25 protein-coding genes are annotated in these 26,216 nt (G+C 68.6%); all 25 read right to left on the bottom strand.

Going from position 1 to position 26,216, the window contains the following annotated elements; genetic code table 11:
- Positions 1–371: 371 nt before the first annotated feature.
- Positions 372–1,376 (bottom strand): hypothetical protein, encoded by a 1,005-nt coding sequence (locus IU450_RS37720; RefSeq protein WP_195154500.1) that lies wholly within the window; start codon positions 1,374–1,376, stop codon positions 372–374.
- A gap of 95 nt (positions 1,377–1,471) precedes the next feature.
- Positions 1,472–2,278: a helix-turn-helix domain-containing protein gene (locus IU450_RS37715; RefSeq protein ID WP_195154499.1), complete on the bottom strand. Its 807-nt coding sequence runs from the start codon at positions 2,276–2,278 to the stop codon at positions 1,472–1,474.
- A gap of 152 nt (positions 2,279–2,430) precedes the next feature.
- Positions 2,431–2,982 (bottom strand): hypothetical protein, encoded by a 552-nt coding sequence (locus IU450_RS37710; RefSeq protein ID WP_195154498.1) that lies wholly within the window; start codon positions 2,980–2,982, stop codon positions 2,431–2,433.
- On the bottom strand, positions 2,979–3,530 hold the full coding sequence (locus IU450_RS37705; protein ID WP_195154497.1) for a hypothetical protein: 552 nt from the start codon (positions 3,528–3,530) through the stop codon (positions 2,979–2,981). Before IU450_RS37705 ends, IU450_RS37710 begins: the two co-directional genes overlap by 4 nt.
- 24 nt (positions 3,531–3,554) lie before the next feature.
- Positions 3,555–5,192, bottom strand: coding sequence for a M23 family metallopeptidase (locus tag IU450_RS37700; protein ID WP_195154496.1), 1,638 nt, complete (start codon positions 5,190–5,192; stop codon positions 3,555–3,557).
- A gap of 240 nt (positions 5,193–5,432) precedes the next feature.
- Positions 5,433–7,181 (bottom strand): hypothetical protein, encoded by a 1,749-nt coding sequence (locus tag IU450_RS37695; RefSeq protein WP_228835689.1) that lies wholly within the window; start codon positions 7,179–7,181, stop codon positions 5,433–5,435.
- Between the two features lie 4 nt (positions 7,182–7,185).
- Complete coding sequence (locus tag IU450_RS37690) at positions 7,186–8,673, bottom strand: SCO6880 family protein (RefSeq protein WP_195154495.1); 1,488 nt, start codon at positions 8,671–8,673, stop codon at positions 7,186–7,188.
- 42 nt (positions 8,674–8,715) lie between these two features.
- On the bottom strand, positions 8,716–10,305 hold the full coding sequence (locus IU450_RS37685) for a hypothetical protein (RefSeq protein ID WP_195154494.1): 1,590 nt from the start codon (positions 10,303–10,305) through the stop codon (positions 8,716–8,718).
- Entirely contained in the window at positions 10,296–11,135 is an 840-nt protein-coding gene (locus IU450_RS37680; protein ID WP_195154493.1) for a hypothetical protein, read from the bottom strand. The genes IU450_RS37685 and IU450_RS37680 overlap by 10 nt, the downstream gene beginning before the upstream one ends.
- On the bottom strand, positions 11,132–11,776 hold the full coding sequence (locus tag IU450_RS37675; RefSeq protein ID WP_195154492.1) for a hypothetical protein: 645 nt from the start codon (positions 11,774–11,776) through the stop codon (positions 11,132–11,134). Before IU450_RS37675 ends, IU450_RS37680 begins: the two co-directional genes overlap by 4 nt.
- A gap of 30 nt (positions 11,777–11,806) precedes the next feature.
- Positions 11,807–12,076 (bottom strand): hypothetical protein, encoded by a 270-nt coding sequence (locus IU450_RS37670; RefSeq protein WP_195154491.1) that lies wholly within the window; start codon positions 12,074–12,076, stop codon positions 11,807–11,809.
- A gap of 18 nt (positions 12,077–12,094) precedes the next feature.
- Entirely contained in the window at positions 12,095–12,385 is a 291-nt protein-coding gene (locus IU450_RS37665) for a hypothetical protein (RefSeq protein ID WP_195154490.1), read from the bottom strand.
- Complete coding sequence (locus IU450_RS37660; RefSeq protein WP_228835688.1) at positions 12,382–13,083, bottom strand: DUF6668 family protein; 702 nt, start codon at positions 13,081–13,083, stop codon at positions 12,382–12,384. Before IU450_RS37660 ends, IU450_RS37665 begins: the two co-directional genes overlap by 4 nt.
- The gene (locus IU450_RS37655) at positions 13,080–13,853 is read right to left on the bottom strand and encodes a hypothetical protein (RefSeq protein WP_195154489.1); all 774 of its coding nucleotides are present in this window, start codon (positions 13,851–13,853) and stop codon (positions 13,080–13,082) included. Before IU450_RS37655 ends, IU450_RS37660 begins: the two co-directional genes overlap by 4 nt.
- Positions 13,854–13,900: 47 nt before the next feature.
- Positions 13,901–15,463: a cutinase family protein gene (locus tag IU450_RS37650; RefSeq protein WP_195154488.1), complete on the bottom strand. Its 1,563-nt coding sequence runs from the start codon at positions 15,461–15,463 to the stop codon at positions 13,901–13,903.
- Positions 15,460–15,702, bottom strand: coding sequence for a hypothetical protein (locus IU450_RS37645; protein ID WP_195154487.1), 243 nt, complete (start codon positions 15,700–15,702; stop codon positions 15,460–15,462). Before IU450_RS37645 ends, IU450_RS37650 begins: the two co-directional genes overlap by 4 nt.
- A 124-nt stretch (positions 15,703–15,826) precedes the next feature.
- Complete coding sequence (locus IU450_RS40795) at positions 15,827–16,372, bottom strand: hypothetical protein (RefSeq protein ID WP_195154486.1); 546 nt, start codon at positions 16,370–16,372, stop codon at positions 15,827–15,829.
- 591 nt (positions 16,373–16,963) lie between these two features.
- A complete protein-coding gene (locus IU450_RS37635) occupies positions 16,964–17,710 on the bottom strand; it encodes a hypothetical protein (protein ID WP_195154485.1) in 747 nt (248 codons plus the stop codon).
- 1,266 nt (positions 17,711–18,976) lie between these two features.
- Entirely contained in the window at positions 18,977–20,881 is a 1,905-nt protein-coding gene (locus IU450_RS37630) for an acyl-CoA dehydrogenase family protein (protein ID WP_195154484.1), read from the bottom strand.
- A gap of 57 nt (positions 20,882–20,938) precedes the next feature.
- Complete coding sequence (locus IU450_RS37625) at positions 20,939–22,480, bottom strand: flavin-containing monooxygenase (protein ID WP_195154483.1); 1,542 nt, start codon at positions 22,478–22,480, stop codon at positions 20,939–20,941.
- 323 nt (positions 22,481–22,803) lie between these two features.
- Positions 22,804–23,874, bottom strand: coding sequence for a GAF domain-containing protein (locus tag IU450_RS37620; RefSeq protein WP_195154482.1), 1,071 nt, complete (start codon positions 23,872–23,874; stop codon positions 22,804–22,806).
- A gap of 98 nt (positions 23,875–23,972) precedes the next feature.
- Entirely contained in the window at positions 23,973–24,269 is a 297-nt protein-coding gene (locus tag IU450_RS37615; protein WP_195154481.1) for a hypothetical protein, read from the bottom strand.
- On the bottom strand, positions 24,266–24,541 hold the full coding sequence (locus tag IU450_RS37610; RefSeq protein WP_195154480.1) for a hypothetical protein: 276 nt from the start codon (positions 24,539–24,541) through the stop codon (positions 24,266–24,268). Before IU450_RS37610 ends, IU450_RS37615 begins: the two co-directional genes overlap by 4 nt.
- A complete protein-coding gene (locus IU450_RS37605) occupies positions 24,541–25,020 on the bottom strand; it encodes a hypothetical protein (RefSeq protein ID WP_195154479.1) in 480 nt (159 codons plus the stop codon). The genes IU450_RS37610 and IU450_RS37605 overlap by 1 nt, the downstream gene beginning before the upstream one ends.
- Positions 25,021–26,025, bottom strand: a complete 1,005-nt coding sequence (locus IU450_RS37600; protein WP_195154478.1) for a hypothetical protein — start codon at positions 26,023–26,025, stop codon at positions 25,021–25,023.
- Between the last annotated feature and the right edge of the window lie 191 nt (positions 26,026–26,216).

Below are 26,216 nucleotides of genomic sequence, written 5' to 3'. Positions count from 1 at the left end.
CGGCACTTCGGGCCTGGATCGTCGCGGTGCGCTGCTGCCGCCAACTCAACCATCGGCTCTGTGCCCGGGGAGCGAGAGACTTGACGGTGCCGAGCACCGTCGCAGCGATCAGCGCCACTGCCAGAGAAGTCAAACCGGTTTGCCAGATACTCATGGCGCGGAAGTTACAGAACGACCGTGCAGATCATGGCGAACCAGCTGCACCCGCAGCACGATCACCCCTCGACCAGCGGTTACGTCATATCCGTTGCTTCTTCGGCGATTACTACCGGCACCCCAACTCGCGACAGTGTGCACATCGACCGGTTCGGGAGAGCCGGGTTGATCGGCGTCGCAGCGTGTGCCGCGGGGAGCGTGGAGGGTTCGGTGGTTTATTTGCCGTAGAACTCGAGGATCGCTGCTGCGGTTCGCTGCAGCGCAGCGCATCCTGCCATCGTGGACATGTCGACAACATCTACCCATCGCTCGGGGCCGCTGCTGCTGATGTCGTCGGTGAAGTTGCGGGTGTGCGGGGAACCCATGTTCAGGTAGAGATCCACTGAGCAATGCCCGATGGGGCTGTCTTTGTATCCTCGGTTGATCTGCAGTTGCCCGGCACCCAAGTCATGAACCTTGCCGTCCTTGCGGGCCCAGTCGAGGATCTCGAGCGTCTTCTGGGTGTATGCGATTTTCTGGGTGGTCGTCTCGTCGTCGCTGTCGAGGGTGAAATCGCAGTAGTACGGACGCATATTGGTCTCGACACGCAGCCGCGGCCGGTCCTTGCCGATGACCGACAGGGCCGCGCACGGGTCCAGCCGAGCCAACGGTGTATCGAGTACACGCTGCGAATGCGCACGAAGCGGTGTGCTTTTCAGCATCGGCAGCGCGGCTCGCACGAATGCCGTTGCCTCCGTGCACGTATCTGAGTTCTCTCGGCCTTTGACCCAGATCACGAAGTCCTGCACCTGGTAGGGGACTGTGGCCATGCAGCCGTCGGCTGGGCGAAATCGCACGGGTACTCCGTCGAGCATGGTCGGCGGCGTCTGCTTGTCGCGCTGACCGGTGTTGATCTCGACTTCGTAGATTCTGCTGGGGCCGATGCTGGGTCTGAATCGTAGGATGCAGCTGTCGAAATCCTGGCCCTGCCCGAAGTAGACCGGCTCACCGAGGGTCGCGATCGCTGCCTGATTGACGAAACCGCAGGCATCCAGGTCCCGGATCCGGTCAGATACCGCTAAACGGGCCTGCTCTTCGGCGCTCAACGCGCGTCGGTAGCTGGAGGGGCCATTGTCGGCGATTCGAGGGAGCGCGGTACCGGCGATGTCATGCCCGCATCCGTTCAGCAATGTCATCGGCAGTAGAAGTGTCGCCAGCAGAATCCCCGCCCGGAAGACCATTTCGGCGAGCCTACCGGTCTGCCCACCGGGCAGCTCTGTCCCGGGGCGGGGTCCAGACGGGCACACCCCGGCGTTGTCGAGGCGCATAGACCTGGTCACCGGATCCTGGCCGCGTCGCCGCGGGGTGGTTTGCGCACACCGAGGAACAGACGGATGTATCCGTGGGTGTCGGTGACGGTGCTGGTTTCGACGTTCACGGCGATGTGCTCACCGTGCCCGGTGCGCAGGATCATCGGCCGCTGGGCATCGCGGCGGTAGGCGACGGCGGTGCTGTCGCTCCAGCGGGTGTAGAACTGCTCGTCGGTTTGCAAGCGGGCCAGCAACTGCCCGGCGGCGGGTGTGCTGCGGTGTTGGCCGAGAATGGCTTTGAGCCACTGCACCATGTGGGTGGCCTCCTGATCCCAGTCGATGAGCACCTCGTGTGCGGCGGGGGTGAAGTACCACAGGGCCAGGTTCCCGGTTTCTGGTAGCCCGGGGAGTGCTTGGTCGAGATTGCGGTTGGCGGCGAGCACATGCAGCAGCGGGGAGAAGTAGCCAGCCAGCATGTCGGCTCGGTCGAGGTCGTCGAGGCGTTCGAGCAGGGCTGGTGTTTGCGTGACACGGGCGCGCAGCGTGTCCAGTCCGATCAGCGGAACTGGCGGCTCCCGCAGTTCGCGGATGTGGCGGATCTGCGCCGCCGACAGCGAGTAGCCCGACGCGAGCAGTTGCAGCGCTTGTTGCGTGGGGACGCGGGTGCCGTCTTCGACCTGCCGAAGATAGGCGGCGCTCAGACCGATCCGGGTGGCGGCTTTCTCCCGCGACAGGTGTTTGCTGCTGCCGGGCGGGTGAATCGATTCGCGGATCTGACGCAGGTACGGTCCCAACGCTGGAACCGCGAGGTCGGCGCGGTGTGATGTCAGCATCGCGCGCCGGATCCCCGCACCGGGTGCGGCGCGGTGTCGCGGCGATAGCCCATCCGCGACGGGCTGCTGTGCGGTCGGCTGAATATCGTTGTCGCTCAATGTTTTTACTCGCGCTCCGCTCGTGATCGAGGCCGGAGGATGGACGCGGACGGCTACTGTTGGATGCGGTAGTCGCTGAGTTTCCATTCTTCGGGAGTGTGCTGGGTGGCTGCGTTGACGTGCATGACCTGGTAGGGGGTGGAGGTGCCGTCGCGGTGCAGCACGGTTTGGGTGACGACCGCGGTCACCGTGCAGCCGTCGCGGTGGCAGTCGGGAGATGCGGGTGCGACGGCGTGAGCGGTGACGATGTCGCCGGATCGCCGCCAGGCCGCCCAGTACGGCGGTTCGCGCACACCGGTGGCCAGCGGGTACTGCGAGGCGCGGGCGAGTTCACCGGTGAGCCAGGGACGCGCCCGCGACAACGCCACCCCGGTGGTGGCGTCGGTGACCGGCTGCCAGGTGAACAGCGCCGCGAGAGCCTGTTGCGCCGCCTCGGCTGGACCGGCAGTGTCCGGCCTGAGACCGTGGATGGAGTGCTCGGCATCCCCCGGCGCGCTTGTGGTGTCGGGGCGGTCGCCGTGGTCCGGGCCGGCCAGCGCCACTGCGGCGAGGACTGCCGCGGCGACACAACACAGCACGGCCAGCACTGTGCGGTGGCGTGTCATCGGGGCGAGGGGGCGTCGACGCGGTCGAACAACCACGCCGATGCCAGCGTGGTGACCGCGTCGCGGACCGACACAGACCCGGTGTCGAGGCTGTAGAGCAGTTGGGAGTGACGGTCTCCGTCGAGGGCCGCGATCGCCTCGATGGAACTGCGCTCCGACAGCCAGCGCCGCACCAGGTCTTCGACGAGCACTCCGCGGGCGCGGATGCGGTTGGCCGCCAGGATCAGCGCTTCGAGGTAATGCTGGGTGGTCTCCACCAGCGCCGGCGGCTCGCGGCTGGGCAGCTCGAGCCGATCGGTGTGCAGCGGTTCTCGAACGACAACAGCGTTGATGGAGTCCAGCAGACGCACCAGCGCCAGTTCCCGGGTCTTGTCGGTGAGGTGTTGATCGGCTTTGACCCGGTCGTAGTCACGAAACAGCGCGGAGAGTGTCGCGCGCCAGCGCAACAGGTTCACCGCGAACCGGGCCTGCTCGAGTGTCCTGGCGGGGTCGGGTCGCGCGGCGAGCAGACGCGGCAGTCGCAGCTCGGTGATCATCGCACTCGTCATCAGTGGGGTCTCCTGTCGGTATCGTCAGCTCAGCGTGGTACTGAACTCGGGGGTGGTGGCGAGGATCTTGTCGACGTACGGGCGGGTCTGAGTGAGGTAATCCGGTGCACCGGTGGGGAATCCGCCAGAGGCCAGGACTGCGCCCTCACCGGCGTTGTAGGCGGCCAGATACAGCTCGGTGCGCCCGTTGGGGGCGTGAACTTTCCCTTCGTCGATCCAGGCATCGACCTGGGCGGCGATCGTGCACATGTAGCGACCTTGGGCCATGATCGCGTCGCCGATGTCGAACGGGGAGACCTGCCCGTTGCCGTCGTCGTCGGCACCGTAGGAGGGCCAGGTGTCGGGCATGAACTGTGCTGGGCCTTGAGCATCGGAGCCCGAGACCGCGTGCGGGTTGAATCCGCTTTCTGCCTTGCCTTGCGCGGCCAGCAGCGCGGCGCTGATCTGCGGGCACAACCCTCCCGCGCGGCGATACCAGGACTCGAACTCCGGCGGCACCGACCCGGGCGCGAGTTCACCGTCGGCGGTGGCGGCGGCGGCTTCACACCCCCCGATCCCTGCGTGGCCAGGGGTTTGGGTGGGGCCGGTGATGGCCGAGCCGTCCGGGTAGCCTCCGCCGGTCACGCTGATGTGCACGTGGTCGAAGTGGTTGGCCGTGTCCCCGCCGCGATCGTCCATCAGATTCGACGTACCGTCCGCGGCGCGGTACACCTGCCGCCAGATGATGTATTCGACGTGGAAGTCGCCGGCATGCGCCATGACGTAGTCGGCGATGCTGTCGCCCAACGCTTTTCCTTCACCAGTGGCGTAGTCGGGAATCATCACGTCGATCGCCCGCCCGGAGGGATGGTCGGGGTAAGGATCGGATTCGCGCCACCCACCGATAGTGGTGATCTGCGGGAACGTCACCGCGATCGCGCGAGCCACACGAACCGCATCGACCTGCAAACGGGCTTCCACGCTCGCAGGCAACGGCGCCAACTCCGCGCCCGGCCCGGACGCCGCGGCGGCGGCGAGGTCCGCGCCCAGCGGCGTACCGGACGCGGGCGCCGGTGGCGGGATCGCGGGGTGAGAGTCGGTGCCGGGGTCGGCAGCGCCGTCGAGCCACGTTTGCGGGTCGGTGGCCTGACCGCCGGTGAAACGGCCACCGGGCCAGGTTTCGAAATGCAGGTGCGCGCCGCCCGGGCCGCTGGGCACGACTTGCCCGTTGTAGCCGACCAACGCGATCTGCTGACCGGCGCTCACCGGGTCACCGGTGCGTACGTGCAGGTCGGAGTCGAACATGTGCCCGTAGACGGTCGAGATGACCTGGCCGTCGAGGTTGTGGTCGATGACGATCCAGGTACCGAACCCGTCGGCCGGACCAGCTGCGGCGACGATGCCGTCGGCGGCGGCGTAGATCGGTGTGCCCGCTGGGGCAGCGAAATCTATGCCGCGATGGAACTCCCCGCCCTCGCGATATCCGAAACCAGAGGTGATCTGGTAGGTCCCCGACTTCATCGGTGCCACCCGAGTCCCGGGCGGGAATGAGCCTGCCGCGCCAGGACGCAGTGCGGTGCAGCGGTTTGCGTCGCGCTCGGCGTCGAGCATCAGCAATAGCAACATCAGAATCGCCGACACGAACACCAGCCCGGCCACCGCCATGATGGCGACCGGCCTCATGGCCCACTCCGTGCACCCACCGCACAGAAGCCATGATGGGCAGCCAACACCCCTCCAGCAGCGATCACGCCGACACCACACCGGGCCGTGATGGCAATGCGGGCCATCATGCGCGTAAGGCGTTTGCCTGCAGCGCATTTAATTTCGCCCCTATGTGTTGCTGCGGCCGTTCGGCCGTTCATAGCATGTCGCTTTCTGCGCGTTGCGGATTGTGCACGGCGGCTGTACCGCTGCTGCTGCTCATGGGGTGTCACCGCTGGTGTCGAAGCCCGCGAAGCGGGTGTTGGTGTCGTGGATGCCGGTGGCGCGTTCGGTGTCGGTGAGTTCGACGAGGAACGGGATGCCGGGTTGGCGGCCTTCGCCGACTTTGAGCAGGAATTTTCCGGTGCCGGGTGGGGTGGGGCGTGGTGTGCCGGGGCGGATGGCTTCGCCGGTCAACGCCTGCGGGGCTGACCAGTTGGTGACCATCGCGCGTTCGGCGGCGGTGAAGGGGATGAACGCCGAGAGCCGGTTGACTTCCTCACCGGGTAGCGCGCCGAAGATCTTGGCGCGTGCGCGTTCGAGGAACCCGAGTGCGCGGGAGATGGCGGCGTCGCTGCCGAGGACTTGGAGGTCTTTGATGGTGTGGCTGATCATGATCAGCGCGGTGGCGATCTGGCGTTGCAGGCGGGTGAGTTCGTCGACGCGTTCGACCATGAAGTCGCCGAGGCTGAGCACTTGCCACAGCTCGTCCATCACGACCTGGAAGTAGCGTTGCGGTGCCAGCCCGGCGTCGGCGAGCATGTTCAATGCCTCCACGGCGCTGAATCCCGCTCCCCAGCAGGCCAACATCACCGCGGCTTTGAGTTTGCGATCGCCGGTGGGGATGTGGGAGACGTCGATGCATACCGCAGTGGAGTCCAAGTCGATGCCGACGGTGGTGGGGCCGTTGAACACTTGCCCGAACGGTCCGCGGGTCAGCGCCCGCAACGATTGCCGCAGCGGCACCACTGCGGCCTGATATCGCTGCTCGCTGTCGGCTGCCGCGTCCAGCTGCAGCTCCGGCCCACCGGCGACGATCACCTCCAGCAGGTCATCGAGGATGGGCTGGCGGGTGGCGGTGAATCCGCGTCCGCCTTCGCTGACAGGCCGGTAAAGGCAGGTCAGGGCGGTGGCGATGACAGTTTCCTCGAAATCGGCGACACGGCGCCCGCGCACGAGTTCCACCAGCGCGCAGATCAACGCGATCTGGCGGGCCCGTAATTCTTGGGCGAGTGTCTGGGCGCGTTCAAACATCTCGGCGGCTTCCAGGCGGGCGAGGACTTTGCCCATGACCCCGACATCGAGGGGGTTGAGTTGGCCGTAGCCGTAGCCGAGGTCGATGACTTGGCCGCCGACCAGTTCCACCAGCGCCCGATAGTCGGGTTTCACATCCGCCAGCACCAGCGGGGTGATGCCTTGGGCGATCCCGCCGAGCACGATGCGCCGCACCAGCGACGATTTGCCGAAACCGTTCAAACCGAGCACGAACAGACTGGGCGCGGTGATGAAGCCACCACGCAGAAACCAGTTCATCGGGTCGAAGCACACCGGTGCGCCGGTGCGCAGATGCGGGCCCAGCGGAGTGCCGACCAGCGGTGCTCCCGCCCCGACCGACCACGGCCACAGTCCGACGACCTGGGCGGTGGTGCCGCGCCATTCCGCCGGCCGCCCCACTGCGGACACCCGTCCCCCGGTAGGGCCCGCGTACCCGGTGTCGGTCAACCGCAGCGCGGGACGATCGAAATCCTCAGCCGGCTTGGCGCGTTGGAGGACGCCGAGGTTGCGGCGGCGGTGGTCGTCGCGCGAGAGCAGCACGCCCGCCCACGCACCGCGCACTCCCCCGCGCCGCTGCCGCGCCTGCAAGGCGGCGCGCTGCTCGTCGGTCAGCACCCGCGGACCGCGCCCCCCGGGAACCGACGCCGCAGGCCGGTGCTGCGCCTCAGTCGGGGGCGTCGGTGTCTTCGCCATCGGTTTACCCTTCGAGTGCTTCGGGGACGGTGGCGTGTTCGGGCAGGATGACCCCGACGCCGAGGGCGGCGGCGAAGGCCGCGGACTGGTAGGTGTTGCAGCGGCGGATGCTCAGCCGCGCTTGGGTGGACAGGTCGCGCACGAGTGCTTCGATGCGGGGGATTTCTTCGCCGCGGGGCGCGGTGAGGGTGATGAGGATGCCGTAGCGGGTCAACCCGTGGCCGCGGGCTTGTTCTTGGCGGGCTTGTTCAGCCCCGGCGACGCGGATGCTGGCGGACGCGGAGACCAGGCCGCCGCGGGTGTTCTGTTCGGCGACGCGGGCGTTGCGGTAGTCGTCGTCGACCAGGCGGGTGGCTTCGGCCGCGGAATGTGGCCGGTAGACGATGGCGACGCGTTTGCGGGGCAGGTCGGGGTTGGGTTCCAGCAGCCGCTGCAGTACCCGCTCGGTCACCACGCCGCGGGGGGCTTCGGTCATCTCCCAGGTGATGCTGACCGCACCAGCGTGCTGGAGCCGGTCATAGCGTTGCTGTTCGTCTTGCGGGCCGGCCATGTCCCAGGTGACGCTGTGACCGTCGGTTTCGGTCGCGGCGGCTTCCAGGTCGGCTTGAGATGCCGGGTCGTAGGCGCGGCGCACGAACGCAGTGATCTGGGCAGCGGTCATCGGCTCCGCCCGCACCCCCGCTTCGGCGAGAGCGACGAGGATGCCCGGCAGCCGGCGGCCGATCTCCAGGGCTTGTTCGGCGGGGACTTTGCGGCGTTCGGGGGTGGTGGCTTCGAAGGTGATCGCGATGCGTGGTTCCAGTTGGACGCGTTGGCTGGCCAGCTGTGAGGCCAGCTCCCACATCACGTTCGACGCGAGCATCGGCGCGTCGCGGTGGGTGAGCGCGGAGACCTCCCCTATCAGCCGGTTGCCGGTTTCGGGGATGGTGTCGATCACCGGCACGATCGCTTTCACATCCGGCGCCGACCCGACTGACGCCAGGAACGCTCCCCACGCGGCGACCCACTGGTCCACCAGGTCCTGGTCGACGGCTTCGCCGCCTTGCGGCCACGCCCGCAAGACCACGGTGTATTCGTCGAAGCGGGGCAGGTGGATCATGCCGAAGCGGTGGCCGTCGACGGCCTGGCCCTCATACATGCGTGAGGGCGCCAGCAGGCCGGGTAGCCGGGTCGCGCCGCCGGGCATCGCCGAGAACGACCCGGACCGGTAGACGTGCTCGCCGCGGCGGGCCCCGCGCCACCACTGCCACAGCAGCAGCGCCCGCGCGTACCCGGTGCGGCCGCCGATCTGGATCACCAGCGGCGCGGTCACCACTGTCCCCGTAGCGGCGGCGATCCCCGCCGCCAGCAACCCGAAAACCGCTTGGGTCAGCACGACCGCGATGATCACCGCACCAGCGGTGATCATCGCCACCCACGACAGCCCGAACAAGCCCTCGGTGCGCGGCCGTGAGCCCGCACTGTAGGTGCGCTCGACATACTCCACACTCACCGCGACTCCTTCCTGAACGAAACCCGCTGCGACGCACCAGGTTCAGCGGGGAATGTCATGAGGCCCCAGATCCGGCCCGCGATAGCGCGCCACCCCCGACGCGGGCGGGGCCCCGCCGGTGACGTCGTCGCTCACGCGCTCGACTGCCTGGCCCGCGCCGGTCGCGACTGTCGACGGATGCACCGCACGCCGCACCATGCCTCCCGCTCCCGGCGGGTTGGCCGGTGCCGCAGACGGTTTAGCGGGTCCCCGAGAACCGCCCGGGCCCGGCAGCGGCTTCGGCGACCCACCACTACCGCCGCCGCCACCCCCGCCGGTGGGGCGGGCCGGGCCGGAAAGTCCGCCGCTCGTCGGGCCGCTGCTGGTGTTGGAGACGAATCCGGCGGAACCTGCACCTCCGGTCGCTGCGCCGCGGGCCAACAGCGCTTTGCCGCCGGTGGCGGCGATGATGCCGGCGCCGACTGCGGCGCCGGTGGCTGCCGCGCCGCTACCGCCGGAACCGATCACGCTCAAAGCGGGGGCGACCAACCGCACCAACGCCGGGAGCACGAACGCCACGCTGCACAGCAACACCAACCCCACCAGCGCGCGATGCGCCGAATCCACCGAACCCGCTGGCGGCTGCTGGTCGAGGGTGGTGTTGGTGGTGTCGGCGGTGAGGTAGGCGATCATGTACACCAGCGACGCGACCGGTTTGAACAGCAGAAACGCCACGATCCACGCACCCAGGCGCTGGAAGGACGCGCGCCCGCCGCTCATCCCCGACGCCGCCGCGGTCAGCGGGTAGATGCCGACGGCGACTACGAGCAGGGCTTGGCGGATGATGGTCAACGCGACCATCGCCACCGCGCCGAGGATCCCGACCAAGGCGACGATGAACACCAGTCCCGGCCCGTACACGCCGAAGCGGTCGGTGCGCACCAGCAACTCCGCCGCACCGCGGGCGTTGCCGCCGGTGGAGTCGTTGATGATCCACATCGAGAACGCGTCACTCAGCCGGGCACCGGCCAAGATGGCGAAACCGGCGATCCAGGTCGTCGCGGTCGAACGCACCAAGGTGCGGAAGGCCTCTTCGGCGTGCTCGGCGGCCATGTGCTGGCGGGCGATCCCGATCCGCAACGCCGAAATGAGAATCGAGAACGCCAGCAGCCACGTCTGCACCTGCCGGGTATAGGAATCCACCCGCTGCCACAGCATCTCCCCTCCCGTGGCAGGGTCGTCGAGGATGCGGTCGTTGGGTAACTGTGCCCACGCCGTGCTCAAGGTGAGCGCGTCACCCAGCCCCTCGAGCAGGATTTCGGTCACCTGACCGAACGTGGAATCCCACAGCTTGGATTTCGTGGCCTCGATCGCGCTGCCCGGGTGGGAGGCGGCGTTGCCCGCCTTACACACCGCCGAGGCCACATCCCCGGTCCACGCGCCCAACCCGGGGATCGACGACAGCGCGTCGTGTATCTCGTTGCAGGTGTGGTCGAACCCGTAGGTGGTCGAGGTGCCGGCTTCGGCCGGGACCGGTGCGGGCGTCGGTGACGGCGTGACCGGTTGGGCCGCGGCCGCGCCCGCGGCGCTGATCACCACAGCGATGATGGCGGCGACGGTGAGAGCGAGGCGGCGACCGGCGGTCAGGACCATCGTGTCCACCCCGTCAGATCGGTTGTTGTGGTGGTGGGTAGCTGTTGGCCGTTGCCGCGCAGGCGCCAGTCCCCCTCATGCCAGACCATGCCCACCGTCACCGTCACCCACGAACGTGTGCCGGTGGGCTCCGTCCGTGTGCGGGCGGCCAGTCGCAGTACCGCCAGATCGGTGGCGTAGCTGTCGATGCGGTACGCATCAGGCGCCACCAAAGTGCGAGTCAACGACTCCGGTTGCTGCACAGGCAGCTTCCCGGCGGCGATCCCGGCGTCGAACGCTGCCTGGTCAGCGGCGGTCAGCACCATGCGGGCGGCGACCAAGGTCCGATCTCCGGGGCGGGCGGCGACCTGGTTGATGCTCGAGACCGCGGCCACGGCCGCGCCTTGCGGTGTGTGGGCGTAGCCGGCGGCGATCCCGTCCCGCACGCGGGTGGGCCCGTCGGAGGTGGAGAACGGCACGACCGCGCCGTGCACACGTTGCCACCCGCCGGGCTCGGCCAAACCCGATGGCGGCGCGGTCAACCAGTCCGGGTCGCTGGTCTGGCGTGCGGGGCCGGTCTGCGCGCGCAGCTGCCCGGCCGGGTTGCGGGGGATGTCCACGCGGCGGCCGAACGCATCGACCGTCGGCACATCGAAGCCCTCCCCCGTCACCGGCGGCGCACTGGTCGTGGCGGCCACGGAAGCCCGGCCCGCGGTAGAGGTGTGGGTGCGGTGGGCGGCGAACGCGATCGCGGCGGCGATAAGGATCAGCGCCAGCAGCGCCACCGACGCCACGGTCCACCCATTGACCTGCCGAACCTCTGGTGTGGTGTGTCGTCGATCGGTGGTCATTGCGGGGCTTCCAGTCTCACCTTGGCGTCCACGGTGGTGGCCTCGCGCACCACCGCGTCGGTGGCCGAGGGGTCGGGCAGCTGTAGTCGCCAGTCCTCGGCCACCCACACCACCGTCGCGGTGTTCACCGCGACCGAGTCGTCCGGAAAGGAGGTGTAGATCTGTAGGTGGGCGATCGCGCGGTTGTAGTCGGTGATGGTGTAGCCGCGCACGCGTGGCGCGGTGGCGGGATCGGCGCGGCCTTGGATCGACAGCAGCACCCGAGAGCTGGCCCAGGCATCTTTGCCTGCGCCTGCGGCGATCTCCTGGGCCGCGACGCTGGCCCAGTGCTCGTCGGGGGCCAGCGACATCCGCACCGTGTGCACGATCGCCGCCAGCGCCGCCCCCTGCGGAGTGTGCGTGAATCCTGTCGCGGCCTCCGCGCTGACCTGCCCGGGTCCGTCGGCGCCGACCGGCAGCCGCACACCTTGATAGTCCACCCAGTGCACGTCCGCAGGAACCACTGTCAGATCCGTGTCGGCATGCACCGATGCCGGTGCCTGGTGATCGTCGCGGCCGCAGCCGCCCACTGCCACACCCATCGTCACCAGGGCCCCCGCGACCGCGGCCACAGCGCAACGCTGGCTTTTAAAAAGGTTCATGTGCAGTCCTTTTCGCGTGCGCATGGGGCCTCAGAAGGCGAGGTCCATGAGCAGGGAGGCGGCGATCGGCCAGGCGACGGTGGCGAATACCCACGACAGCAGCACCCGCATCACCTCCGCGGGTGCGGCGGGCGGGCCGGGAGGTGGGCGGAAGTATTCCCAGCCGGCGCGGCCACCGACCCACGCCAGCCGCATGATCAGCCCGACTTCCACGCCCCACAGCAGCCACTGGAACATCTGGCGCAGTTGGTCGGTGATCTCCGGCGGCAACTGCTTGTACGCCACAACCGTTTCCATCATCAGAGCGCTCCCCGACCCTTACACGTCGAGGATGGCGTTCATGATCGATCCGGCGCTGGTGGCGACGATGCCGCCGATCAACGCGCCGACGACCATTTTGGGGGACTCGAGCATGCCGCCATGCCACTTCTCCCACGCGAAGCGGCCACCGGCGAAAATGATCGCGCTCACCCCCGACAGCAGCACGAACCACATCAGCCACTGCACCAACTTCGTCAGCCCTCTGGTGCCCGGCGGCGCTTCGGGGGTGAAGTTGTTGACCTGCGCGAGCACGGTGGTGTGTTCGGCGGCGGACAGGATCCAGCTCATGGTGACTCTCCGTTATCGGTGATGGTCGCGTGATGCAAAGCGGCAACGGTCTCGGTGACCGCTGCCCCGAGCACGCGCACATCCGCTGGCGGGGTGGACAACTCGTCGTCGCGGCGGGTGTGCGGCGGGGTCGGTTGTCCGGGGGTCCACACCGGGAGTGCGTCGTGTCCGGCCAGCGTCCAGGTTTCGTGCCAGTCGACATGCCAGAGGTGCTCGACCAGCCCGCTGTAGAGGTCGCGGTCGCGGCGGATCGCCGCCGGGAGGCGGCCGGGTCGCGCGGCGACGGTGACCAGCCCTACCACGGTGCTGTCTCCGGCCAGCCCGGCGTGGTGCTGGCGCAGCAGCGCATCCGCGGCCGCCAACCCGACGACGGTGGCGCGGGCCACCACCAGCACATACGGCGACTCACGGCCGATAGGGGCGGGCCAGCGGCGGTGACAGTCCGCCGCGGGAGCCAGCAGCCGCTCCAGCGTGGTGACTCCGGCGCCGCCGTGGGCGCCCAGCAGCCACACCAGCGGCGGTCGGCCGCCAGGTATCGCACCGCGGCCAACCGGCACCGGGCGGTCCCACACCGCGGCCCGTTGGGCGGGCGGCGGCGCCACCACCGCGCGAGCAGACGCTCTCGCACGCGCCCGGTTGAGGGCGGTGCGGGCGCGGTCACTGGTGGGGGTGGGGGTGTCCATGGCGGCTGACCTCATGCCGGTTCCACCGCCACCACCAGCGTGCGGGTATCGCGGGTGGTGGTCGAGATCGTTTGCCGGTGCACGGTTCGGGAGTCGTTGGGCCAGCGTTCGGTGACGGTGACCGACCACCGGTCCGGCCCGGCCGGGGTGATGTCCACGCAGTGGGTGGTGCCGGTCGGCACGGCGTCGATGCCGGCTTGGATCTCCGCGTCGCTGCCGAACCGGCCCTCAGGCGCCAGCAGTGTCCGCACGACCGTGGCGTCACGGCGGGTGTAATACGAGTACTCCAGCGCCAGAATCACTTCCGGCCCCGACGCCGTCGATCCCGCCCCGCTGCCGCTGACCCGATCAGCGCCGGCACGCTGCACACACCACGCCCCCGGCGCGACCGAGGAAGCCGGTGGCGCAGCCGTGGGCGGGGACGCCGCACCGGTGAGCGGTGACTGGGATTGCGGTGCGGTGTCGGCGGGCCACCCCCAGATCCCGATGCCGATGATCACGGCCGGACCGCAGATCGACAGCAGCGCGACCACCAACCGGCGCCGCGACCGCGGCCGGGTGCGGTCAGTACTCGTCCGCGCAATCGGCTCAGGCGGTTTGGAGGCCTCCGTGGTCGAGGTGGTGGGCGCGGGGTGGGGCAGCCAGGTGGTGTAGTCCACCTCAGTGACGTCCGGTGAGAGCAGCGCGTCGGGTGGGAGCATGTCCAGCTCGTCGGACTCCGGCCAGCTCGGTGGCAGCGGTGAGGACAAGCCAGGGACGATGAATTCACCACGCGGATCGGACAACGGTCCTCCTCTCCTGTGCCCCCGCACGCCACCGACCCGACCAGACATCACGGTGTGGGGCCGGTCGAAGACGGCCAGGAATCGAACAGCCCGCCACCGCCCGGTCGGCTGCTGGTCGTCGGCGCGGTCGTCGAGGGTGCGCCGCCGATCGACCAGCCGCTGTTCGGAGGTGCGGTAGTTGTCGAGGGCACAGTGGTGGGTGCCGGGCGGGCGGTGAGATCCCGGGCGAGGGCACCGAACCAGTCGGCGGTGAACTGCACGGGTGTCGCGCCGTCGGCGGCGACGGGGTTGGCGGTGTAGGCGCCGCGGCTGCTGATCGCGTCGCTGTATTTCACCCCGGTGGTGGTGTCCACCAGGCCGGTGTTGTCGGTGACGTTGGCGACCACCGCCTCGAACGCCTGGTTGACCAGCCGAGACACCGTCGTCGGCGGAACCAGCTGCGGCAATGCACCCAACAGCTTCTGCCCCAAAACAGCCAACCCCGCGACAGGGTTCGCCAGCCCCGCGGCGGCGACCTCGGCGATGTTGCCCGGCGTGATGACCGCCTTGGCCACCGTGATCACCGAATTCAACGCGATCGTGCCCACTTTCAGCAGCGCCTTGAACACGTCGTTGATCTCCAGCGGGGTGCGCGGATCCGACGCCTCGGCCATTCGCGCCGACAGCGACGTGCGCGAGGACAGCGACAGCGACGCCAACGACGTGCCCTGCACGTCGTTGTTCACCACGCTGGTCGCGGTCTTGATGGCGGTGAACGCCAACGCTTGTGCGACCGACGCCAACGCGCGCAGCGGGTCACCGCCGGACTGATCGGCCGCCGCGACGATGTTGGACACCACCCGCAAGATCGGGGCCTGCGCCGGGGTGTCACACGCCAAATCGCCAGCGACGCAGAAACTTGCCACCCGCCCCGCCAAAGGCCCGAAGTCGGCCACCGCGCCGCGTTGCGGCCCGATACCGCCGCCGGTCAACGGCTGCTGCGGCAGCGCCTGAAGCCGGGCCACCGTGCCGCCGCTGGTTCCCGGCGCCGGATCGGGCACCGTCTTGCCCGGCTGACCGGGAAACAATGCCGCCGAGGGGTTGCGGCTGGGATCACCGAACAGCGCCACCCCTGCCACACGCTCGGCGGCGACAGCGCCGGCCCCACGCGCTACAGATTGCGCGAACTGCGAGGCGACTTGCGCGCCCTGCGCCGCGCCCGCTACCGCAACCTGCCCGCTCGGGCATCGCGACGCGAACTCAGAGGCAGCCTGCGACACCGCCGCGACCCCGGCGTCAACACTGGCTGCGAACCCGCCACCGCCTGTAGTGCCCGCGACAGCTGGGGCGGTGGGGTCGTGCCAGGGCACGTAGACCCGCTGCACCGACCCCGGCGCGGCAGCCGATAGCATCGGACGAAACACCTGACCCAGCACTCCGGAGTCGGTGTCGGGGGCAGCGTCGGCCGCGGCCTGGCCCTCCCCCTGAATGCCGATCACCAACAGCGCTGGGCAGTTTCGGCCGGTGGCTGGTTGTGCCCACGTGCCCGGCGCGGCTGCCGCCACGGCAGCCGCCGTCGTTGTCGCGGTGATCGCGGCTACCGCCAGCAGCCGCCGCAGCGGCGTGATCACGCGCAGTCCTCGTCAGTCCCGGCGGACGCATCGACGTCCTCGTCGACGGTCGTCGTGTCCGGATCCTGCTGCGCGGCAGGAGTGTCGGTGGTCTGGTCCGAGGGCGGCTCGGCGGGGTCGAGGTGGGTGTCGGACCCGAGGGCCGCGGCCGCTGCCGCGCCGATGCTGGCGCCGACGACTCCTCCGGCGACCGTGGCGGGGATGCCCACGATCGCCGCGCCGGCCATGCACCCGGCCAAGCCGCCAGCGAACGCCCCGAACGGCGCCAAGGCACCGCCAGATACAGCGCCACCGATCACACCGCCAGCGACGCCACCGACCGCCATGCCCGCAGCGCAGCCGGCAGCCGCCGCAGCGGCGTGATCACGCGCAGTCCTCGTCAGTCCCGGCGGACGCATCGACGTCCTCGTCGACGGTCGTCGTGTCCGGATCCTGCTGCGCGGCAGGAGTGTCGGTGGTCTGGTCCGAGGGCGGCTCGGCGGGGTCGAGGTGGGTGTCGGACCCGAGGGCCGCGGCCGCTGCCGCGCCGATGCTGGCGCCGACGACTCCTCCGGCGACCGTGGCGGGGATGCCCACGATCGCCGCGCCGGCCATGCACCCGGCCAAGCCGCCAGCGAACGCCCCGAACGGCGCCAAGGCACCGCCAGATACAGCGCCACCGATCACACCGCCAGCGACGCCACCGACCGCCATGCCCGCAGCGCAGCCGGTCAAGCCGCCGACGAACCCGCCCGCGTTGGCCCCGACGCTCCAGCCTGCGACGCCGCCGACCATGGTCGCGGCCGCGCGCCGATCGGACTGATCGATGGGCAGTCCCGCCGCGTCGAAACCCGCCGCGATCCACCACTCGGCGGTATCAGCGAGATCCTGTGCGACCGCTTGAGCTTCCGGCGGAACCCACTCCGGCACCGCCACCGTCTCCGTGCCGAACCGCAGCGTCCGCGGCTGCACACCAGGCGCGACCGGTTCAGGCGCGGGTGCTTGCTGCGCCTGCTGAGCTTCTGCCTCACCAGAGTCCGCTTCGGGCTCGGGTGCCGGTGCTGCAGCCGGCGGACGGGTCGTGACCACCGGTTGCGTCTGCTGGCTCGGGCGCGGTCGCGCAGGCTTGGGTAGGAGATCCACCACAGTGGGTGTGTCCTCCGGCGGCGCAGGCGCAGGTGCCGGTGCCGGTGCCGGTGCAGGAGGTGTCGTGCTCAAACCGGGCTGTCCTTGGCCCGGTGATTCCAGCCCAGGCTGCGCGGCATACGCAGGCCCCGCAGCCAGCGCGGCGGCCACTGCTGTCGCCGCGAAAGCCAGCATCGGCTGACGTCGAACAGTCATATCGTCCTCAGATCCTCGAACCCGACTCGAAAGGCGCCGAACGCGCTGGCATGAACCCGTGATCGGATCCCGCTGTCTGCGGCGAGAAGGGGGCGAACACAACGTCCGCAGCGATCCCCCGCCGCGACTTTCTCACCGACACTGCAAGGGATCGCCGGATTGCTGCCCGGACGGGAAGCCTCATCGTCCGGATCCCAGCCACAGAGGCCGCGGCAGCGCCTCGGCGAGGGCGCCCACCAGTTCCTCCGTCAGCGAGGTGATCGCGTCGAGGACCTGGTGGGTGATGTCGGGCACCGGATCAGGCATCGGCGCCGGGATAGGCACTGCCTCGACTCCGGTGGAAAACTTTGACTCCGCAGGCGGCGCAGTCACGCCCGCGTCGGCAGTGAGCTGACTCTGCTGATTCACCGGCGCCAGGCCCTGCCCCGGATCAGCAGCGCCAACTCCGGCGACTGCGACCACCATGGCCACCGGCAGTGCGCTCAGCGCCACCGCTCGGGCGAGATGCCGTCGCGTGGGTGTGTCCATTCTTCGATACCCCTCGTTCGATGAGTGCGCGCGAGCACCACAGCGAGCGTGCAGCCCCGGATGGGCGGGCAAGATCACCCGCAACAAAGGCGCAGCCGATGATCGAATACGACCAATACATGCACGCTGGAATACACGCGATTCCGAAAGCCGCTCACGTGCCGGCCACTGCCGACACACGGAAAACGACGCCACATCCGGTTCCGCCACCAGCGAGATACCGGGAAACCCCCATCCAAGGGGCGCATTCGTACTGTAAGTCGCCGAGGCGATAACCGCAACGACAAAAGATTCCAGATTCACAATCGGTGGGGCGACGTGCGCCCCAACAGCATCGACCACTGAACCGCTGAACCGCTGAACGACGGGTTGCGCTGCTATCCATAGCTTTGGCAGCATCTCCAGACCTTCGGCGGCTTACCCGCGTGCCGCTTCCAGGAAATGCGCCCAGGCTGGGTACATTTCGCTATCTGCTTATAGCGCAGCATGAAAAGTCACCCACGGTGGGTGTGTTAACGGCATTGACAAATCGCGATCGGAAGCGAGTATCGTGGAATTCGGCAGAAACAATTCTGCTGCGCAGAAGAAGACGGGAACTCAACTTGCGCCGGGCCTTCCCGGCCGATACCCCCACCGACGAGTTCCTGCCGGTGCTGCCTCCTGCCCCCGGAGGAGGCAGCACCGGATCCGCGTGCGCTGACTTCCCCTGCCTTTCCAGACGTGGCAACCGCTGGACCATTCGGGCTTCGGTTCGGGCCGGGAGGTCAGTGCACAACATCACCTATCGCGAGACATGATGTGGGCGTGCGTGATTCAATTCTCGCGCTGAGTCTAATCCTCCAGCAGCATCAGATCAGTCATCAGGGGCGATGCCACCGAGGTCTGAGATACTGGCTAGCCCTGGATCGGGCATCCGGCGTATCCATGGAGACACCACCGACGTCCCTCGAAGCGGAGCGAGAGAGCCAGTGCTCGACTTCGGTCTTCACTCCTCGCTCTTTCAGAATTGGTTCCAAGCGGGCCATGTCGTGCGAACTTCGGCTTCGGCGGCTCGACACGCTGAGGTTTGCGCTTCTGCGTTTTCCGAACGGCCCGCGTGCGAGGTGTTGTCTGCGCACTGTGTCACAGGCTCAGGCGACCACACCGCTAAGACCGCGGCCGTGTAGGCGCGCCTGTGAACCATAGTCGGCGACAGAGGTGATCGCGCCGCCGAAGTCGGGTTCGCTCGCATTGGCGGGTCCAGCCGCCCCGGCCTCGTGGGCCGGGACGGCTCGCACGCACGCGCGTCGGGCGCTCTTCGATCAGCCCCTTCGACTTGTTCTGGCCAGTCCCGGCGCGATCCCAGCGACGGGGACATCCCGAACCGGCCGTCTCCTCACGCAGCAGGACCGAACTCATCGACGTCGACACGCTCGTCGTTGTGGACCTCGCACCGTCCGTGCCGGAGAAGCCGCCTCCAAATATTCCGAATCCGCACCCGCCGCCCACGGCGAGGTGTCGACAATCGCGCCGAGTTGCAGTCCGGCAAGCAGTTGTGTGTTCCGTACTGACGGGGTGGATATCTCCAAGCGGTGAACGACGCCGCTTCAGCGTGCTCGACGACAGTGCGGCTCCAGCTCCACACTTGCCCACCTCTCCTCTTCGGCGTATCGAAACCCGAAACGGTCAGGCCTTGCGGGGACCGGACGCGCTGCTGGCCCGCTCGGCGGTGACCTCGCTGAAATCCTCGGTGCGCCAACCCAACTGCTCGCTCCAGGCGGCGATGTAGTCGGGCTGGTCGATGAGCGCGGGCAGGGGCGGGACACCGAAGGCATCGAGCACGGTGGTGTGCAGGTGTGCTGCGAGCGCGGCGTAGCGGTCGGTCAGCTGCCGCTGGACCTCACCGGCACGTTTGGCCGGCAGCTGCCGGTGGGCGGCATACCAGGCGGCGTGGGCGTTGATGCGCTCGAGCGCGAACACAGCACCCAGATCCCGCAGGATGGCCTCGGCTTCGGGGTCGTCGGTGGCGGTGGCGGCCGCGATCACAGCGTCGGAGGCCAGCCGGTCGGTCACGGCGATCGCCACCTCAGTGGCGGCGGTGTCGGCTCCGACGACGCCGCCACCGGTGAGTGCGCCTTCTCGCGCAGCAGCGACGATCGCCTCCTCCCGCTCGCGCAGCATCGCGTTCCACCACGGCAATGGTGCGCGCTCGTCGACGACCCGCAGGTGGGAGATATCGGTATATCGGGGGGCGCGACCGGCGGCGACGAGTTCGATACTGCGACCGGCCGCCACCAACAACGCGCTGTTGGCGCCCTCGGCGGTGACCGTCCCGGCCACCCGGGCAATGTAATCCCCGAAGTAGTTCATGCTCGATAAACCCTGCGCACCAACGATTTCACGGCACGTTGTCAGCACGTCGCGTGCGGTGTAGGTGGCCAGGGGTTTGGCCAGCATCGCCATCGGCGCGGCAGTCGGATCCGGTACGCGGCCGTCGCGGGTGGTGAACCGGGCGCGAGTGAGGTTGCTCAACGCGGTGGCGGCGGTGATGCGCGCGGCCGCGGAGACCAGATCGCGTTGGATGCCGTCACGGTCACCGAGTAGGACACCGCCAGCGGTCAGCCGCTGACGGGCGTAGCGGGTGGTGATGCTCCATCCCGCCCGGGCGCTGGCCAGCGCCGCGCCGGCGTAGAGAGCGCGCCCGGAATCGATGGTGCCGATAGCTGCGTGGAAGCGCTGGTGTCGGCTCAAAGCGCAGTGGAACCGGCCCTCGTCATCGAAGTGGGCCAGCTGCCCGCACAGCAGCGACTCCGCGGGCAGCGGTTTCTCGACGAATCGGAACCCCGCGTGATCCATCTCTGGCCCACCCACCGACGGAGGCAGCGCAGACAACTCGATGCCGTCGGTGAGCTCGCCGTCGGCATCGCGCAGCACGACCAAAAACGGCCAGACCCCCTCGTCGGTGCCCGCAGCGAAGAGGCGGGCAAGGACGATCCCGATCTTGGAGACGGCGGGATCAGCGATGTTCGGCATCCATTTGATCGCCGCAGCGTTGGGGGTGTGGAGCAGAAATCGACGCTGCTGCGGTTGCCAGATCGCCTCGGTCTGCAGACCAGCCAGGTTCGTGCCGTGGCCGAGTTCCGTGCCTGCGAACGCGCCGCTGGCGGTGCCGTCCTCGAGCGCGTGCAGCAAGGACTGCTGGTAGTCGGATCCGCTGCCCAAGCGCAGGATGGGCGCGATGCCGAGATTGAATCCGTGCAGCACGGTCAGCAGTCGTGGGGCGTGGATGGCGGCGGAGTCGTAGATGGCGCACAGGAGTGGGAAATTGCTGGCGATGTCGGTGGCTGAGCCGCCGAGCGCGGCCACGATCTGGGCCATCAGTTCGTAGCCGTGGTGGGCGGTGTCGGTGTAGCTGCGGCCCGGCACGGGACGGTCATCGAGTGCGGCGATGATGTCGCGGACCCGACGCTGGTCGAGGGTTCCGGTGCCTGCGAGGGTGTGGCGCAAGGCTGCGGGGGCTGGGCTGTGGGTGCGGGTGGAGTGGATGGAATGCCAGTAGGCGCGGCCATCGGGCGCGGCGGATGTGGTCATGACAAGTCCTCGATTCGGTGGAGAGAGAGTGGGTGGTTATGCCGTCGCGGCTGGCGGTTACGGCGTGGCGGTGTGTGATGCGCGTGGGAGGGTGTGCGCGCGTCGGGCAGTGACCGCTGGGCCGGTGGGGCGTTGCGCGGGTGCGCGTCCACGCAGCGGCACCGGGCCGAGGTCCAGGGCAGGATCACGGGCGGTCATCCGCGCATACGCCCGGGCGGTCGACGGCCACGGCGTGACGACCCGCCCGGAGGCGGTCTTGTACCAACTCGGTCCCCCGGTCGACCAAACGGTTCGAGCGATTGCCGCCTGCAGCCACCGGTCATAAGTCGCCATGGCGCCGGCCCTGACCTCGAGCGCGGCCGCGCCGGAGGTTTCGCGCAGCCGGATCGCGGCCATGATGTAGCGCAGCTGGGATTCCTTCATGCCGATGTTGGAGCCGGCAGCGTTGAACGTATTCGGTCCGGCCAGGAAGTAGGCGTTGGGAAATTTCGGCGCGGCCAGGCCGAGGAATGTTCCGCCCCCGTTCTTCCAGTATTCGTGCAGGAGCATGCCGCCGCGGCCCACGACTCGGATCGGCTCCAGGAACTCGGTGGCGCGGAACCCGGTGGCATAGACGATCGTGTCGACCTCGTGCACGACACCGTCTTCGGTGCGGATGCCGGTCGGGGTGACGCTGTGAATCGCGGTGGTGATGAGCTCGACGCTGTCGCGGCCGAGCGCACGATAGTAGCTGCGCGACAGCAGTATGCGTTTGGCGCCTATACGGTGCTGTGGAGTCAGCGCGTCACGAAGCCGCCGGTCGCGGACCTGCCAGCGCAGGTAGGCACGGGCGGCCCATTCGGCAGGGCGCGCCGACCATCCGCCGGTCATCACCGGAGCCAACACCAGATCTGCCATGTAATACACCAGTGCGCGATACAGCTCGTGGGTGATCGGGATCCGCTGCAGCAGCGTGCGGGTGAGCCATCCGAACTCGGGGCGGGGTTTGGGCAGCACCCAGGTCGGAGTTCGTTGGAACACGCGCACCTGCGCGGCGATCGCCGCCAGTTCCGGGACCAACTGCACGGCGCTGGCGCCGGTGCCGACGACCGCGACCCGTCGGCCCCGCAGGTCTCGGGTGTGGTCCCACTGTGCGGAGTGAAACCAATCCCCGCCGAAGGTGTCGCGGCCGGGGATGTTGGGCAGATGCCGGCGGTGCAGGATCCCCACAGCGAAAATCACGATCTCGGCGTGGACGATATGTCCTTGGGCGGTGGTGAGCCGCCAGCGACCAGTGTCCTCGTCGAAGGCCGCCTGGGCGATGGCGGTGCGCAGACGCAGATGCGGGCGCAGCCCGTGGTCACCGACGACCTGGCGCAGATAGTCCAAGATATCCCGCTGTCCCGGATAGCGGACCTCGCCGCGATACGGTTGTGCGGTCAGCGAATACAGATGTGACGGTACGTCGCAGTTGCATCCAGGGTAGGTGTTCTCTCGCCAAACACCTCCGACATCGTCGGCCTCCTCGAAGATCAGGAAGTCATCGATCCCATTCTCGCGTAGCGCAATTCCCGCCGCGAGCCCGCCGAAACCGGCGCCGACGATCGCAACCTTCGCCATGGTTTGTCGCGAATCCGGTGAGTTCATAGTTGTTGCCTCACTTGTCTCAGCTGTCGATACCCGCTCCAGCCGTTTTCCGATGTTTGGTGCGACAGTTCGTTTTGTCGCAGCTGGGCCCCGTGACTTCGTTTGTCGCCGGTTCGTCCTGTGGAGGCGCGACCGGCGGCCGCATCATGGAGGGTGCTGATGGCGGCGTGCGCCGGCGGCCACGGTGAGGCGGCTATCGGTCAGGAGGTGCCGCGCCAGTGGGCCAGTCGGGGCCTGTGCGGGGGCTATTTCGGCGCGCACTGGTGGCGGTAACTGCGGTGTGGCGTGACCAGTGTTCATAGGACCCGCTCTGCGTGGTCAGGCTTCGAGCCGGGCGGGTTGCTTGCTTGCTGCTCGGGGTCAGGCCGTGGCGTGGATCGTGTGCGCCGTGGCGCGGACAGCCGCACATCGACCATTGCCTGAGGCGCGTCCCCGCGGGTCAGGACAGTCCAGCGGGCCGCGACGACAACCCAGTCCTCCTCGTCGTCCCAGCGCATCCGCCAGTGATTTCGGGCGTATTCGGTCCCGGCTAGCAACTCTGCGCGTAGGGCGGCCAGCCCGGTGATGTCGTCTGGGTGGATCGTGGGTATCTGGTGCAGCCACCGGTCCAGCGGCGGTGGGCCTTGGGAGACCCACTCGTGCAGTAGGCCGGTGCGTAGGTCCACCACGCCCACGGCGTGCTGGACAGGAATTGGCACCGTTCGTATCAGCCGCGTTGTTATTCCGGGGGCAGGAACGGGGTACGCGTCGCTGATGTCGTGGACCAGGGCCTGGACGGTGCGGGTGCGTCCAGTACCGCTGCCGCAGGCGGCAATGGAAACATGCAGCCGCGCTTGGCTCATCACCCCTGCGGTGATGGCGGTGCCCGACCACAATTTCGGGGTGTGGGTGTCGCCGAAGAGGTGCAGAAATGCGGTGCGGTCCTCGATGCGTTCGAAATGACGCATGAGGTCCGGCAGCGTGCGCTCAGTCGACCGCATCGAGTCGCTGTCCAATATCCGTTCGAGTGCGCTGGTGGTGTGGACGAGTCCGCCACCGGATGCGGTCCACAGCATGGCGCCGACCTCCGGTCGCAGCGGCGCTGCGGCATCGCGCGGGCCGGCCCATAGCTGCACTGCCCACACGTGATCGTTCGGGCCGAGGACCGGGACGGCGAACACTCGCATCGGTTCGCCCGAGGGTGGGTAAAGTGCGCGCACCTGCGGCTCACCGGTGGTGACGGTCTGCTCGATGATCGCGGGAATATGCTGCGCCACTGTGGAACTACCCGCGGCGCGGGTTCGCGCGACTCGCGAGAATCGCCGGGGATAGACACCTTCGGCCACCACCGATCGCGGCGAGCCGGGCAGGAATGTCTGCACCAGCACCCACGCTGTTTCTTTCGGTGGGCGAGGACTATCGCTCCCCACGGCCGGTGCCGCGGCTGAGGTCTGTTCGAGCCGTGAGCTCTGAGGGCCGGAGGGAATCATCGACGGCTCCTCGCGCGGGTGCGCGGGCAGTCGCGGCAGCGTTGACGTGCACATCGGGGTTGATGGCCGCCGATGGTGAGCGCGACGTTGCCTATCACCGTGCCCACCGCGATGACAACCGGATAGACCGATACGAAGTTCAGCATGGTCAGCTCCCGCTGCGCTCCGGTGGCACACCGGTGTCGGTGTGGGGGGGCCGTAGGTCGTGGTGGTGGGGCGGCCACGCCGATCGCGGCGTTGATGCTCACCGCCGCGACCGCGAAGGCGGCCAGGATCAACAGATCCGCGCTCATTGCGCCACCCCACTATCGGTGACCCGCACGGCCAGGCGGATCACGCCCTCAGCCGCGCCTCCACAGCCCACCCTGTCGCCCGAGTGGGCGGGCACGAGGATCACGGTGTTGGTACTGCTCGGCGGATGCGACGGTTCGGGGTTCGGCGACCAGATCGTCGCCCATCCGACGGCGGCCGCGGGGACCGCCGCGGCGGCTGTGACCACACTGCTCAACGTCTGCCACTGCCTCGGCGAGGTGTCGTCATCCGGATTCTTCGTGTCGCAATGCATCACGATCTCCCGCTCTCGCGGCTTGGGCGGCGGCGCCCGAGGAGCGCAGAGATCCGGCCCTTTCGGCGGGCACGGCGGTTCGAACCCAGGGCGGGCACGACCCGGTCGCCGGTGTTGATCAAGGCCGTCACGACGGTGTCCTGGTCACCGTCGAGGCTGGGGACGTGCACTGCGACCGGATCGCTGATCCCTGCGGCCGACAGCTGCGCCACCAGCTCGTCCAGACGCATCAGGATCGGTCCGATCCCCCGTGCTGCCGGTGTGCCGAGGACGATCACCACCGCAGCGCTCGCCGACCGTGCCGCTGCTGTGATCGTCGCCAGGTCGATCTCGCCCCGCAGCTGTCGCAGCACGGTCACCGGATGCCCCTCACGCAGCAGAATGACGACCAGACCGCCTGCTTCAGCGTCGTTGTCGTCGATGACGGCGCGCGCGGCGTGCAGGGCGGCCGAGATCGTGTTGGTCGGCTGTTGCGGCATCTACTCGCCTACCGCATCGTCGTTGGGCGGGAGCCGATCGATGCGCTCGCGCATCAACCTTTCGACCTCCGCCAGTGGCGACAAGGCGCGCTCTGCCAGCCGCATCGCGGCCGGTAGCTCGCCGCGGCGGCGATGGGCCTTCGCGATGAGCATCACCGACGCGGACAACTGCGCGAGTAACAGCGTCTCGCGCGCCGCGTCGTGGGCTGTGGCCGATTGTTGAGCCAGCACATACGCCGTCCGCGCGAGACTGGCCGAAGGGGCCCCGTCCGTCTTCGAGCGGGGACCGCTGCCCCGGGCGATGCCGGATCGGGCAACCTGCTCGGATGCCGCGGCCAACGGCCCACCGGAGGCGGGTTCGGTGCGCAGCGACCAGATCGCGAGAACACCGGCGACTCGGGTGGCCGCCCACTGCCAGCTGTGGCGATCCGCAGCCTCGCAAAGTTGCAGGTGGTGATTGAACTGCGCGGCATCTACCAGCGCTCGCTGCCACATCGCCGGGGAGGTCAACAGGATTGATTCCCGCTCCCATCGGCCCATGATGCGCACGTGTCGCCACTCCGCCGCCGCTTCCAACCGCGCCTGTTCGCCGGAGTCCCAATCCAGGCGCAGCACCTGCAGCAAGCAATCGCCACCGAGTTCCGCGTCTGATACCTCCGGTCGCAGAAGCGTTGTGCGCGGATCGCGCAGCGAGAAACCTGCGACCGTCGAATCATTCGCGTGGAAGCGTGGCTGCAGCATCATGCGCGGCGTGCGCAGCCGACGGACGAACTCTCCCTCGCTTACGCTGGCGACCGCTGCGGCCCGCACGATCCTGCGCAGCAGATCGAATTCGGTCGCCGGGTCGGCATCGCGGCGTTCGACCTGCGCGAGTTCATGCTCCGCGCCGAGCGGCCCCGACGCGAGAAGACCGTCTGCGGGCACTAGCCCGTAGAGCCCTAACCGGTCTGGTCTGCAATGACCATCATCGTAGTGGCGCGGCTGGTCGTCCTCGGAGGCGCTCATCGTGGTTCCGCCGCTCGATGGTGGCGCCCGTGCACATCTCTTCGGCCGCGGGCCAGCGGCGCGGATGCCGCATACGAGTACCCGTCCCTGCTGTGTGCGCACCCCCTCGTCGCAGCGGAGATCGACGCCGGAGAAACCGAAGCCCGGGCCGCGCCGGACTGGTCGGGCAGCCCTTCCGAAATGCGCTTTGG

This window comes from Nocardia abscessus, from assembly GCF_015477775.1.
GTDB lineage: Bacteria > Actinomycetota > Actinomycetes > Mycobacteriales > Mycobacteriaceae > Nocardia > Nocardia abscessus_A.
This window is presented reverse-complemented; position numbering and strand designations above follow the sequence as displayed.